At 40.6% G+C, this 14183-nt stretch carries 11 protein-coding genes; 8 read left to right on the forward strand and 3 right to left on the reverse strand.

All coding sequences use genetic code 11. From position 1 onward, the window contains the following. Nucleotides 1–3 precede the first annotated feature (3 nt). The 7 genes from lptC to Q0R88_RS25485 all read left to right on the forward strand — a co-directional run bounded on the left by lptC (nt 4) and on the right by Q0R88_RS25485 (nt 8108). Complete coding sequence (gene lptC / locus Q0R88_RS25455; RefSeq protein WP_295721292.1) at nt 4–585, forward strand: LPS export ABC transporter periplasmic protein LptC; 582 nt, start codon at nt 4–6, stop codon at nt 583–585. A gap of 92 nt (nt 586–677) precedes the next feature. Further along, on the forward strand, nt 678–2807 hold the full coding sequence (locus Q0R88_RS25460; protein WP_295721294.1) for a peptidylprolyl isomerase: 2130 nt from the start codon (nt 678–680) through the stop codon (nt 2805–2807). Nucleotides 2808–3152: 345 nt separating this feature from the next. After that, nucleotides 3153–3668 carry a DUF2480 family protein gene (locus Q0R88_RS25465; protein WP_295721296.1) on the forward strand — a complete coding sequence of 172 codons (516 nt, stop codon included), beginning with the start codon at nt 3153–3155 and terminating at the stop codon, nt 3666–3668. 158 nt (nt 3669–3826) lie between these two features. After that, nucleotides 3827–4603, forward strand: coding sequence for a DUF3108 domain-containing protein (locus Q0R88_RS25470; protein ID WP_295721298.1), 777 nt, complete (start codon nt 3827–3829; stop codon nt 4601–4603). 8 nt (nt 4604–4611) lie between these two features. Next, nucleotides 4612–5175, forward strand: coding sequence for a DUF3109 family protein (locus tag Q0R88_RS25475; protein ID WP_295721300.1), 564 nt, complete (start codon nt 4612–4614; stop codon nt 5173–5175). A 175-nt stretch (nt 5176–5350) separates the two neighbouring features. Further along, complete coding sequence (gmd, locus tag Q0R88_RS25480) at nt 5351–6487, forward strand: GDP-mannose 4,6-dehydratase (RefSeq protein WP_295721303.1); 1137 nt, start codon at nt 5351–5353, stop codon at nt 6485–6487. A gap of 31 nt (nt 6488–6518) precedes the next feature. After that, nucleotides 6519–8108, forward strand: a complete 1590-nt coding sequence (locus tag Q0R88_RS25485) for a gliding motility protein RemB (protein ID WP_295721306.1) — start codon at nt 6519–6521, stop codon at nt 8106–8108. A gap of 136 nt (nt 8109–8244) precedes the next feature. On the opposite strand, the gene Q0R88_RS25490 is transcribed toward Q0R88_RS25485, so the two are convergent. The 3 genes from Q0R88_RS25490 to dxs all read right to left on the reverse strand — a co-directional run bounded on the left by Q0R88_RS25490 (nt 8245) and on the right by dxs (nt 13098). Beyond that, nucleotides 8245–9822: a hypothetical protein gene (locus tag Q0R88_RS25490; protein WP_295721308.1), complete on the reverse strand. Its 1578-nt coding sequence runs from the start codon at nt 9820–9822 to the stop codon at nt 8245–8247. 4 nt (nt 9823–9826) lie between these two features. After that, nucleotides 9827–10699, reverse strand: a complete 873-nt coding sequence (locus Q0R88_RS25495) for an ABC transporter ATP-binding protein (protein ID WP_295721310.1) — start codon at nt 10697–10699, stop codon at nt 9827–9829. Between the two features lie 467 nt (nt 10700–11166). Next, nucleotides 11167–13098, reverse strand: coding sequence for a 1-deoxy-D-xylulose-5-phosphate synthase (gene dxs, locus Q0R88_RS25500; protein WP_295721399.1), 1932 nt, complete (start codon nt 13096–13098; stop codon nt 11167–11169). A 226-nt stretch (nt 13099–13324) separates the two neighbouring features. Between dxs and Q0R88_RS25505 the strand changes: the two genes are divergently transcribed. Further along, nucleotides 13325–14071 (forward strand): segregation/condensation protein A, encoded by a 747-nt coding sequence (locus tag Q0R88_RS25505; protein ID WP_295721312.1) that lies wholly within the window; start codon nt 13325–13327, stop codon nt 14069–14071. Nucleotides 14072–14183: the final 112 nt, after the last annotated feature.

Consider the following 14183-nt stretch of genomic DNA (forward strand, 5'->3'; position numbering starts at 1 on the left):
CATATGCTTAGCGGGGTAAAACATATAAAGGGCTTGCGCCTGCTGTTGTTGCCCCTGCTTGCCATTTTTATATCCTCATGTGTAAATGACCTGAATAAGGTTAAAGAAATAGCATCTACAGAGATGGGGGTGGTGGTATCACCCACAAAAGGTGTTGATTTGATCATGAGCGATTCTGCCCGGGTTCAACTGCACCTGATAACTCCATTGATGTTGCAGTATCAAACCAAAAAGCCTTATAAATTAATGCCACATGGCGTAAAGGTTATATTTTACGACAAGGAAACGTTAAAGGAATCGGGTAATATTGTTGCCGATACGGGCATATCCCATGATGATCAAAAACTGATTGAGTTTCATAAAAATGTAGTGGCCACCAATGCCAAGGGTGAAACTTATAAATCTGATGAATTGTACTGGGACCAGGCAACTAAGAAGGTGTATTCGCATAAGCCGGTGCAGGTAACTATGGCTGGCGGTAATGTAATGAACGGAGATAGTTTTGAGAGCGACGATAAATTTTTACACCCCACACTTAAAAGTAGCACGGGCATCTTTCACGTAGATGAAAAAGTGACACAATGATGTTAATTTTTTCAGGAAAATTTTGTGTTATAGAATTTTACTAAAAATTGTATCTTGCGCCCTCTTTAAAAAGAATATAATTAATTACAGAAATGGGTATAATGGGTTTCTTGCGCGAACGAATGGGGACAATTCTCGCATTCTTTATAGGGTTTGCGCTTCTTGCTTTTATTGTAAGCGAGGTTGTAAGATCAGGCGGTTCCTTTTTTAAGGACGATAATAATGAACTTGCCGTAGTAAACGGCGAAAAAGTTCCGTATGATGAGTTTAATAAAAAACTGGAGCAAAATACAAACCAGTTTAAACAACAGTCGGGGCAAAATATTTCTTCCCAGATCACCAGCTACATTCAGGAAACAACCTGGAATCAAGTATTGAGTGACCTGCTCTTCAAAAAAGAAGTTGAAAAATTAGGTTTAACTGTTGGCGATGACGAAAGCACTAACATGGTTAGCGGTAATACTCCCGACCCACAGATTGCCCGTCAGTTTGCCGATCAGCAAACCGGTGCGTTTGACAGGAATAAGCTGAACCAGTTCTTAGCTTACTTATCATCCTCAAAAGCAGATCCTGCTCAAAAACAAGCCTGGGCTGATTTCTTAAAGCAGTTAATTGTAGCTAAGCAGCAAATGAAATATGTAAACATTGTTACCAATGGTTTATATGTAAACTCATTGGAGGCTAATGATGATTACCTGGCAAAAAACAAACTGGTTAGCTTTAAATACGCAACCCTTGATTACGCATCTATTGCAGATTCAAAGGTTACTTTAAGTGATGCTGATTACAGTGCATATTATGATGCTCACAAAGCTGAATTTAAAAACCCACAGGAAGTAAGATCATTTGAATATGTAAGCTTTAACGCGGCACCTTCAAAAGAAGATAGCGCGGCTATCAAAACCGAGGTTAATAAATTGGTTGATAGCATAAAAGTAAGCAACAATGATTCACTTTTTGTTCAGATCAATTCTGAAACAAAAAACCCGCTTGCCTTCCAAAAAAAGGGAACACTTGAGCCAAAGCTTGATACTTTAATGTTCAACGCGGCTAAAGGTTTTGTTTATGGTCCGTATGTATCAAACGGCAGCTATAAAATTGCTAAGCTAAGTGAGGTTAAAACTACTTTCGATTCTGTTAAAACAAGACATATATTAATTAACCCTGCTACTACAGGCGGTATTGAAAAAGCAATTGCGAAAGCCGATTCAATTAAAAAACTGATTCAGGGTGGTAAATCATTTGCCGAGTTGGCAACTACTTTTTCAACAGACAGAGGTAGCGCTGTAAAAGGTGGCGATATACCAGCATTTGACGTTAACGGTGCAATGGCTGGTCAGGGACAAATTACTCCCGAGTACACTAACGCTGCGTTTAAAGCTAATAAAGGCGACCTGATTGTAGTTACATCTCAGTTTGGTGTGCACCTTATCCAGGTAGAGGATCAAAAAGGCTCTATTAAAGTAGTTAAAGTTGCTATTGTTGATAAACCGATACAGGCAAGCAGCAAAACACAAACTGTAGCTTACAGCAAAGCCCAGGGATTTTTAGGAGCTTTAACAAAAGACAACTTTGAGGCAGAAGCTAAAAAGGAAGGTTTGAAAATTAACAATGCCGAAGATCTTAACGGTACAGCATCTGGCCTGCCAGGTTTGGATAATGCACGTGATGTTGTTAGATGGGCATTTAAAGCAGATAAAGGCGATTTAACTGAGAAAGTATTTACTGTAGGTGATCAATATATCATTTCTCGTTTAACTGAGATAAAACCAAAAGGTACACTAACACTTGACGCGGTTAAAAAACAAATTGAACCAGCTGTACGTAACGAAGTAAAAGCTAAACAACTGGATGAGAAATTCCAGGCTGCTTTAAGCGGATCAACTTCGATAGATCAGGTAGCTCAAAAGGCCGGTACAAAAGCGGTTCCTGTACAAAATATTGTTTTTGCTAACCCGGTTATCCCAGGTCAAGCTGCAGAGTATAAGGTTATAGGTTCAATTTTTGGATCACAGCCAAATAAGCTTTCAAAACCGGTTAACGGTCAGCAAGGTGTATTTGTATATTTTGTTGATGGATTTACCAATCCTGCGCCGCTTACTAACAATGTAAGGCAGAAACAACAAATTGGCCAGGCGTTGGTACAACGTGCACAAGGCCAGGTATTGGATGCCTTGAAAGATAATGCTATTGTAAAAGATAACAGGGCTAAACTGTTATAATATAAATAAGCGTAATTTTGTATCCGGGAACAGCGTTTTATAACTGTTCCCGGATTTTTTTTGTTTACAGCTGTCTGAGAAGTAAAAGAAACCGTCATTGGAGGTATAAAATCCGGTGTACGATTAAGGGCGAAAAATAAAAAGGTTTGTCATTCTGAACGCAGTGAAGGATCTATTCGCAGACTTTGCAGGGCGAAGGTGCATTGCGAATAACAGATCCTTCACTGCGTTCAGGATGACAAAAAGTATTATTGTAAATTCGTTATTGCTTCGGGCCTCGTAATCCCAGGGAATGATTTAGACAGCTTTTTGAATTTAGTGTTTAAGCTTTGAATTTTTAATATTATGGATATACAGGAAAATATAGTAAATAAGGTTGCACAAAGTGGTTTGGTTACTTTAGATCCTGCTGCTTTTTATCCGGCCGGCGAACGTGTTATTTATGATATTAAAGATAACCTGTTTCACGGGTTAATGCTGCGGGAAAAAGATCTGAGAGATTTTATAAAGGAGCATGACTTTACACAATACGAAGGCAAAAACGTAGGCATCACTTGTTCTGCTGATGCCATAGTGCCAACCTGGGCTTATATGCTGCTGGCAAACCGGATGGCCCCCTACGCCCGCGAGATAGTTTTTGGCGACATGGCTGTGTTGGAAACTGTGCTGTTTGAAAAGGAAATTGCCAAAGCCGATCTGGAGCAGTACAGTGGTCAGCGTGTTGTATTAAAAGGTTGCGGCGATACCGCTGTGCCGGTTTCGGCCTATGTTGAATTAACAAAAAGGTTAACCCCGATAGTTAAAAGTATTATGTTTGGGGAGCCCTGTTCAACCGTGCCTATCTATAAGCGCAAGGATTAATGAAGTTATTTTTGATTAATAAGGTGAGCTATAGTTTAGTATTTGCATGCGTGCACAACAAAAATGGATTTAAACCATTTATATAAGTAGGTGTCATATCAGCATGCCGACTAAATCTGTTTTACAAAAACAGCTTTATTAAAAAGCAAACTCTATTAATGAAAAAATACTTCTCCTGCTCGCTGTTATTGATATTATGCCACACTGTTGTGTTTTCTCAGGAGCTTAGCAAAATTAGCGAGCCCGTGTTTAAAATTGGCGAAAAGCTGAGTTATAAAATGCAATATGGTTTTTTTACCGCTGCTGCCGCCGATATCCGCGTGGAAGCAAGTGATAAAAAACTTCCTGGCCCGGCCTTTCACCTTATAGCCGAAGGTAAAACGGCAGGTACTTTTGATATCTTTTATAAAGTGCGCAATAAATATGAATCATATGTAGATCAAACTACCCTGCAGCCATATTTTTACACCGAGAACAGGCACGAAGGGAAATGGAAACATAGTGATAACGTAAGCTTTGATCAAAAGGATAGTAAAGTAACTGCCAATAAAGGTGTATTTCCGTTCACGGGCAAAACCTTTGATTTTGTATCGGCCTATTATTTTGCCCGTACTATTGATGTTTCAAAAGTAAAAATAGGAGAGACATTTGAAATGCAGTACTTTTTGGAAGATGGTTTCCATACGCTAAGCGTTACCTATGTGGGTACCGAAACGGTGAAGTGCAGTATGGGTACATTTAACTGCCTGAAATTTAATCCAACAATTATTCCTGGCCGTATTTTCAGGAAAGATAGTAAGTTGTACCTTTGGATCACCAATGATGGCAACAGGATCCCTGTAAAGGCGCATGTTGAAGTCATTTTAGGTAGTATCACAATGGATCTGCAGTCAGCAAGCGGATTGAAGTATCCGTTAAATCCAATAAAGAAGTAAAATTAAATATGATTGAGGTAGGTAGTGTTTTAGTACACGAAGATGTTGTAAAGGAAAATTTTGTTTGCAATTTAAATAAATGCAAAGGAGCCTGTTGCCTGGAAGGCGATTCAGGCGCGCCATTAAATGCAGATGAACTTGATATTTTAAAAGAGATCTACCCTAAAGTAAAACCTTATCTTACGGCCAAGGGTATCAAAACTATCGAAGCTGTTGGAACCTATGTAACGGATTTTGAAGGTGATTATACTACCCCATGTGTTGATGTTAACAAAGAGTGTGCTTATGTTATCTGGGAAAATGGAGTTACTAAATGCGGTATAGAAAAAGCTTATGAGCAAGGTGCTATTACCTGGCAAAAGCCAATTTCCTGCCATTTATATCCTATCCGCATCACTGCGTACCCCGAGTTTGATGTGTTAAATTATGATCGATGGAGCATTTGCAGCCCTGCATGTTCTTTTGGCGACGAATTGAAAGTGCGTGTCCACGAGTTTTTGAAAGGCCCGCTTATTCGTAAGTATGGAGCTGAATGGTACCAGGAGCTTGAGGACGAGGTGGCTGGAAGCTGAGGTCGTTCTTAATAATATCCTTTTATTATTTCAAAACAAAGTTCATTTCTGTTCCTTATGTTGAGGAGAATCTTGTCTGAATAAATTATTAGCCTGCATAAGTGTTTCGCTTTGCCCGATTTTACAATTAATTTGGATAATATTGTAAGTTATAAGTATTTGTGAATTAATATTAATGAAAATAGCTTTAATAACAGGTATTACAGGACAGGATGGCGCTTATTTAGCCGAGTTTCTGCTAAAAAAAGGCTATGAAGTTCATGGTGTTAAAAGGCGCTCTTCCTTATTTAATACCGATAGGATTGACCATTTGTATCATGATCCGCATGAACCCAATGTAAAGTTTAAACTTCATTACGGCGATCTTACGGATTCAACCAATTTAATCAGGATAATACAGGAAGTACAGCCCGATGAGATTTATAACCTGGCAGCACAAAGCCACGTTAAGGTAAGTTTTGATACACCAGAGTATACCGCTAATGCCGATGGTATTGGTACCCTGCGTATTTTGGAAGCGGTAAGGTTATTGGGCCTTGTACAAAAAACACGCATATACCAGGCTTCAACATCTGAGCTATATGGCTTGGTGCAGGCGGTACCACAAAGTGAAACTACGCCATTTTATCCACGGTCGCCGTATGCGGTGGCTAAAATGTATGGATATTGGATTATTGTAAACTACAGGGAAGCTTATGGCATGTATGCCTGTAATGGTATTTTATTTAATCACGAAAGCCCTATACGCGGCGAAACGTTTGTTACCCGCAAAATTACTCGTGCCACCTCAAAAATAGCTTTAGGCCTGCAGGATTGCCTTTATGTAGGTAATCTATCGGCCCAACGGGATTGGGGGCATGCAAAGGACTATATTGAAGCGATGTGGCTGATGATGCAACAAGATAAAGCCGAGGATTTTGTTATTGCTACCGGCGTTACCACTACTGTTCGCGATTTTATAAAAATGGCTTTTAATGAGCTTGGTATCGAAGTGGAGTTTAGCGGAAAAGATGCCTATGAACGCGGTGTGATCATTGATATTGACCAGGAAAAAGCTTCGGAGCTTGGGCTTAACCTGGAAGCCTTAAAATTTGGACAAACGGTTGTAAAGGTAGATGCTAAATACTTTAGGCCTACAGAGGTCGATCTGTTAATTGGTGATGCTTCAAAAGCATTTAAAAAATTAGGGTGGAAGCCTAAATATAACTTGCAGGCATTGGTTACTGATATGATGAAATCAGACCTGCATTTAATTAAAAAAGACGAGTACTTAAAAAAAGGTGGGTTTACAACACTTAATTATTTTGAATAAGCAATAAAGGATTTATAGCAATTCTACATATATGAAGAAAATTTTTACCAGCATTTTACTATTGGTTTTAACAGGTGGAATTGTGAAAGCTCAATCTGTTTATCAACCTTATTCATACCAGTTTTATCAAAAGCTAAACGAAGATGTTTACTCTACTAAAACCCGTTTTCATAGTTCTTTAAAGCCTTTTTTGGGTGATGATTCATTATTGAAACATCATTACGATTCGCTGATGAACAGCATTGGCGAATTTAAAGGCAGATTTTTTAGTGAACACCAGGTTGATGTAAAGGGAAGTAACTCTACTTTCTACGCGGATCTGTTACCCGATTTTAACTTAAGCAGAGATTTTTCAGGCAAAAAGAATACCAGCTTCGGCTCATTAGGCTTGCAGGTAGGCGGTACTTTTGGCAACCAGTTTTCCTATAACGTGAGTGCCTATGAAAACAGGGCTCAACTACCAGAATACCTGGCAACGTATACCAACCAGGTGGGTATAGCGCGCGGGCAGGCTTATGGAAGTCTTTATGGCAGCGAGTACCGTTGGTCGTACATTACGGCGTTGGTATCTTATACGCCAAGCAAGTATTTTAATATAACTGCGGGCCGTGATAAAACCTTTATCGGCGATGGCTACCGGTCTGAGCTTTTGTCTGATTATGCCTCTCCGTATCCATTTTTTAAAGTAACTGCTACGCTGGGGAATGTTAAATACATGGCCATGTGGGCATATATGGATGATCCGCTGTCGGCCCGGGTTGATAACAACGACAGAAAGAAATTTGCCGTGTTTCATTATTTAGACTGGAATGTAAGCAACCGTTTGTCGTTCGGCTTTTTTGACTCTGTTATATGGGGAGCAAAGGATGATGCGGGGCATCAGCGTGGATTTGATTTTACCTATGTTAATCCCCTTATATTTTTAAGACCGGTTGAAGCATCAAATGGTTCGCCCGATAATGCTTTATTAGGATTTACCGGTAAATACAAAATAAGCGATGGTGTTACAGCATATGCTCAATTTTCATTGGATGAATTTGAAAGTTCAAGTTTCTTTTCAAGTAACGGCAGCTCCAGGAACAAATATGGATGGCAAGTTGGTTTAAGAGGAGCAAACCTGTTTGCTGTAAAAGGACTTAACTACCTGTTAGAAACCAACAATGTAAAACCATATACCTATTCTGAACGCAGTTCGGTACAAAACTATACAGACAATGGTGAACCACTTGCTCACCCTTGGGGTGCCAACTTTCGTGAGGTGGTGGGCTTGTTAAATTACTCCTACAAAAGGTTTGACTTTTCTGGCGAAGCCGACTACGGCCACTATGGTTTAGATATTAATGGGCAGAACTATGGAAAAGACCTTTTTCAGCTTTATATTGATCCTTCCAGGCAAACAGGTAATTACACTGGTCAGGGTTTAACCACCAATATGGTTTTCCTGGAAGGTAAAATAGCCTATCTCCTCAATCCTAAATATAACCTGCGTATTGAACTTGGAGGTCTTTATCGTTCCGAAAAAAACAGCCAGTTCGATGATAAAACCGGTATGGTGACTTTAGGTATCCGCAGCTCATTCCGCAGCATATATAATGATTTGGCAAGTTATAAAACTCATTGATGAGTTTACAATGAGATATAGAATTTAGCCTTGCACCCTTATGTAGTATTTAATACTTCATAAGGGTGCAAAAGTTTTGTAGGTTTCCCTATCAGTTTTTCAATATGTATAAAAAACCTCGTTGGAATACAATTATCTACAAATGCCTGGATTGATAATTCCTTACCGCAAAGCTGATCAATCCCAAAACGGCATTCGAGCCTAATACAACAGCCATATAAACAACCTGGCTATCGTGAGTTACCGCGCCCAGGTAATCTGCAAAGGGAATCTTTTGTGTAAGCGTATAAGTAAGTAAAAAGAACAATATCTCGAACAGCTTTTTTCCACGGCTTACTATCCCAAGACAAACGGCTAACAGAACAATAAATATAGCTCCGTTGATAATGTTGATGATGGAATAACCATCAAGGGCCAGCGCGTAACGCAGTATTAAAGGCAATGCCAGTACTATGGCCAATATTACACCCGCCAGTATTTGGGCGGGCAGCATGCGCTGCAAGGGTTTGTATGAAGCATAAGTAAAATAATGCAGCCTGTTGGTTTCTTCTTTAGTGGCCAGCTCCGACCAGCGGGTTACTTGCAAAAACCACAAAACGGGCAGTAAATAGGAGTGGGCCACACCTATTGGTGCAAAAAGCATGCTTAGTGATAAGCCGCCAATTACAAGCCAAAACCATTTGGAGCCTTTTCGTATCAGTAACAGCAATTCTGTTTTTATAAACGGAAGTATGCCATAATCTGTAACTAAAGGCGGCATAAGCGCGCGGCTAATACCTGTTGATGCAAATTCCGGAGTAATGTTTTGATGTTCACCAGTTGAAGTCTTTTTCTTTTTACCAGCCGATTGGTTAAAATCAAAGCGATGGAAGAAAGGCGACGACAGGTAAACCACTCCGAACGCAAAAAATATCCATAGCAAGCGGCTAAACAAGAACAGGCTGGTTATGGTTATCCCATTCCATTCAAAAATTTGAAATGCTCGTTTTCGGGCAAAGGTAAAGCCCAGGTTAACCGCAGTGATATGTTCATGAAACTGGGTGTTTACCTGGTTTTTGATGCTGTTTGTCATGGTACGTACCCCAAAAGGATCTATTAAAACAGCCAGCGTTTCGTTTTTCTGTCCGTTAACATTAGCCATCAATATCCCGAAAAAGAAAAAGAACACAATGTATTGTAATATACTCCGTTTGCCCAAAAATACTTCGGCAATAACAGCAAGGGCCGATATTGCAAACATAGCGGGCACCACAAATAGCAGGTACGGGATTAAAAAGTTGCCGATGATAAATGGCGAGCCACTCGTGCGTACAAAAAACATGATGATACTTACCACAAAAGTGCAACCAGCAATGGTTAGTAACACCAGTAAATTGCTGAACATCTTGCTTATCAGATAACCGAAATTGGTTATAGGTGTGGTAGCTATTATTAGCCCTACTTCGGTTTCAATATCTTTTTTAATGCCGCCATTCACTAAAAAAAAACCATATAAGGAAAGCATAATGGCAGTCATCATTCCGGAAACATAACCCACCCAGGCCGAGTTGTAAACTCCCTTATAGCCTACTATGTTTAGTGTGGTGTAAGATGCCGTAGGTGGAGGTACAAAAGAATAGGCCGCGTAAAAAGTAATAGCCAGTGTGATTAAAAAAGCATAGCTGCGTGTGCGCTGCAGGTAATCGGCTTTTATAATGCTGTATATGTATCTCACTATTTTAGATGTTATTTTGTGTTAAAAATAAATAAGCATCCTCTAGAGTGGCGTTTGCTAAAGTGGCGGCAGGTTCCGGTTCATTTGTTTTAGAAATAAAACGAACTTTTGTTTGCTCTTTTTGCCTGCTGGTATCGATAACCTGGTGCTTGCTTTTTATAGCTGCCAGGGCATTATTATCCACCACTACTTCAAAAACCTTTCCTTCAACCAGTTTAATGATATCTGGCTGGGCGGCTTTATTAAGTAATGTGCCGTTTTTCATAATAGCAACTTTATCGGCGATGGTTTCAATGTCTGATACGATGTGGGACGAAAGGATAATGATGCAGTCATCAGCCAGGTCAGATATCAACTGGCGAAACCTTACCCGTTCCTCGGGATCAAGGCCAACAGTAGGCTCATCAAAAATCAAAACTTTTGGATCATTCAGCAGGGCCTGGGCAATGCCTATGCGTTGTTTCATCCCGCCCGAGTAAGTGCCTATCGGTCGTTTGGCATCTGCCGTTAAATTAACGCCCTCCAGTAGCATATCTATCCGCTTGCGTAAATCTTTGCCTCCCACACCTTTCATGGCGGCTATATATGCTAAAAACTCGTAGGCGTTAAGGTTTGGGTAAACACCAAAATCCTGTGGCAGGTAGCCTAATATCTTGCGGATACTATCCGGATGGGCAACAATATCTTCACCATTTAAAAATAAGGTACCGGTGGTGGGCTTACTAATGGTTGCAATAATTTTCATCAGGGTTGATTTTCCTGCCCCGTTTGGGCCAAGTAAGCCCAATACCCCTTTTTCAATGGTAATGGAATAATCGCTAAGCCCGGTTTTATGTTTATTATACTGTTTGGTGAGGTTTTCTATGACTAAGGACATGGGGTGTTTTTATACCCTGTAAGATGCTTATTAAAGATTTAAGTTACAGGCAAAGCGGCAAATTTAATCAAGCTATTAGAGGTTTGTGTGTGGGCATAGGTATTTAGAAGATATTAAAAGGCAGGGGCAATGTGCGATTCCTTCCTCGGGGAAGGGAAGGTAGGGGTTAAATCAGGCGTTCAAGTATCCTTGCAGGTGGCATGTCGGCGAAACCCCTCCCTGCCATTGCGCGCATTTCAGCCTCACCCCTCCCGTTGGGGAGGGAATAAAAAAAACGGCAACAGATTTTCCAAAAATCTGTTAATATCCTCAAGTAATGTAGTAGTAAGAGCTTACCCAAATGTAAACTGTGGAAATAAAGGTGCTTGGCAAAATCCGAGGACGATAACCCTTTTTGAACACCATTTGCCATTCAAATGCCCCACGAGCTTTATGTCACTAATTAAAGTTTATAACCCCTCAGATTTTTAAGACGCTATCGTATGCTCGCTCCTTTGAATGCCTAAATTTTTAACCTGTTGAACTATGCTGGCAGCATCAAAACCACATTCGGCCCAAAGCTCGGGTTGTTCACCGTGTTCTACAATCCTGTCTGGTATGCCTAAGCGTTTTACCTGGGTTTGCTGGTAGCCATTATCAGCCATAAATTCTAATACAGCCGTTCCCATTCCGCCTTCAAGGCAGCCATCTTCAACTGTGATCACTTTATCAAACTTCTTGAATACTTCGTGCAGTAATGCCTCATCAAGGGGTTTTACAAAGCGAAGGTCATAATGAGCAGGGAAATATCCCTCAGCGTTAAGTGCGGCAGTGGCTTTTACTACTTCGTTACCTATAGCCCCTATTGATAGTATAGCCAGGTCTTCCCCATCACATATCTTACGGCCTTTACCAATGGGTATGGTTTTAAAAGGGCGTTGCCAATCAACCATCACACCATTGCCACGCGGGTACCTGATTACAAATGGCCCCATGTTATCCTGCTGGGCAGTAAACATCAGGTTGCGCAGTTCTTCTTCGTTCATAGGCGACGATACCGTCATGTTGGGTATGCAGCGCATAAAAGCGATGTCATAAGCCCCATGATGGGTTGGTCCGTCGGCGCCTACCAAACCTGCCCGGTCCAAACAAAATATTACATTAAGCTTTTGTATGGCCACGTCATGAATCACCTGGTCATACGCTCTTTGCATAAAGCTGGAGTATATGTTGCAAAATGGTATTAAACCCTGGGTAGCCAGTCCTGCAGAAAACGTTACGGCATGCTGCTCGGCAATACCTACGTCAAACGCGCGGTTAGGCATGGCCTTCATCATCAGGTTTAAGGAACATCCCGATGGCATTGCAGGGGTGATACCCATAATTTTAGGGTTTTGCTCTGCCAGTTCAATGATAGAAATGCCAAACACATCCTGGTATTTGGGAGGCTGCGGTTTTTCGGATTTTGTTTTTTTGATTTCGCCGGTTATCTTATCAAACAAGCCTGGCGCATGCCATTTGGTCTGATCCTTTTCGGCAAGGGCATAGCCTTTACCTTTGGTAGTAACGCAATGCAATATTTTAGGGCCGGGAATATCGCGCAGATCCTTTAAAACTTTTACCAGGTGGTTTACATCATGCCCATCTATCGGGCCAAAATACCTGAATTTTAAAGCTTCAAAAAAGTTACTGCGTTTAAGCAGCGTACCTTTAATGCTTTTTTCTAATTTTTGGGCTATTTTGAAAGCATCCGGGCCTATGGCTGATAGTTTAGCCAGCACATGAGCAATATCATCCCTGAAACGATTGTACGGTTTTGAAGTAGCAATATCGGTAAGATATTCTTTCAAAGCACCCACATTAGGATCAATAGACATGTTATTGTCATTCAATATCACCAGCAGGTTTGAGTTTTCGATACCTGCATGGTTAAGTGCTTCAAAGGCCATTCCGGCGGTCATGGCGCCATCGCCAATTACGGCGACGTGCTGCCTGTCGGTTTCTCCTTTGTAGTGCGATGCCACTGCCATCCCCAAAGCAACAGATATAGAAGTAGAAGAGTGCCCAACGCCAAAAGTATCATATTCACTTTCAGATCGTTTGGGGAAACCGCTGATGCCTTTATAAATCCTGTTGGTATGGAAAGCTTCGCGCCGGCCGGTTAATATTTTATGGCCGTAGGCCTGGTGGCCTACATCCCAAACCAACTGATCATACGGGGTGTTTAAAACATATTGAAGAGCCACTGTAAGCTCAACAACACCCAGACTGGCAGCAAAGTGACCACCGTTTACAGACACGACGTCAATAATATATTGGCGCAGCTCCTGGCAAACTTTTTCAAGTTGGTCTTCGTTAAGTTGCTTTAAATCAGATGGGTAATTTATATTCGATAATAAATCTCCGGCCGGTACCTGCATTGACATTTGTAAAGGTATTTTAACCTACAAAGTAAGTTAATTATTTATAAATAAAGGACATCAAAATGTATTAATTGTTTTTGAAGATAGTCAAAATAACGGAAACGAAGGCCAATAACCTGGAATCGAGCCAGAAGTTTAACGGGTACTGGCTAACAAATTATTCAAAAATCTTGACTCTTAATTCTTGATTCTTGACTCTCATCCCTATTTTTACAGCACAGATATGACCGACGACAGCTTTGCCATACGATTACCCCAGTTTGAAGGTCCGTTTGATCTGCTGCTGTTTTTTATCGAGCGTGATGAGCTTGATATTCACGATATTCCTATCGCCAAAATAGCCGATGATTTTCTGAACTACATTCACCAGATGACCAGCCTTAATATGGAACTGGCCAGTGAATTTATATTTGTTGCGGCAACGCTGATGCGCATTAAGGCTAAAATGCTATTGCCCCGGTATGAAGCCGAAGCAGCCGGCGACGACACGGATACCAAGGAGAACCTGATCAGGAAGCTGATAGAATATAAAAAGTTTAAGGAGCTGTGCGAAGAGCTGCGCCCCTATGAAGACGAGCGTTTTAAGCAGGAAAAACGCGGCAATATCAAACACGATCTGGAGCAGGTTGAAAAAGTAGTTTTACCGGGCGAGGAACTATCAGAAATAACTTTGTATAAGTTGATGCTGGTGCATGATAGGCTGATGCGTAATTATCTTAACCGCAGCGAAGAAGTAAAGCACACGGTAGAACAATATCCCTACACTATTGAAAAGCAAAAGAAAGCGGTTGCCGATTTGCTTAAGATCAATAAAATGCTCGATTTTAAAGCCCTGGCAAAAGAATCAGACAACAAGGTGCACTTTGTATACAATTTTTTAGCAGTGTTAGAAATGCTGCAACAGGAACTCATTGATATACAAATAGGATTAGGATATAATAATTTCTGGATATCAAGTAAGGAAAGCTAAAGACAAAAAGCTTTTAGATTAAAAAAAGCCTATATGGCAGATGGAAATTAAAGAGTTTATTTAAAAAGCTTTATGCTTTTGGCCTTTAGCTTTTGGCTTTTTATTAACTTAG

Source organism: Mucilaginibacter sp. (assembly GCF_025362475.1).
Classification (GTDB): domain Bacteria; phylum Bacteroidota; class Bacteroidia; order Sphingobacteriales; family Sphingobacteriaceae; genus Mucilaginibacter.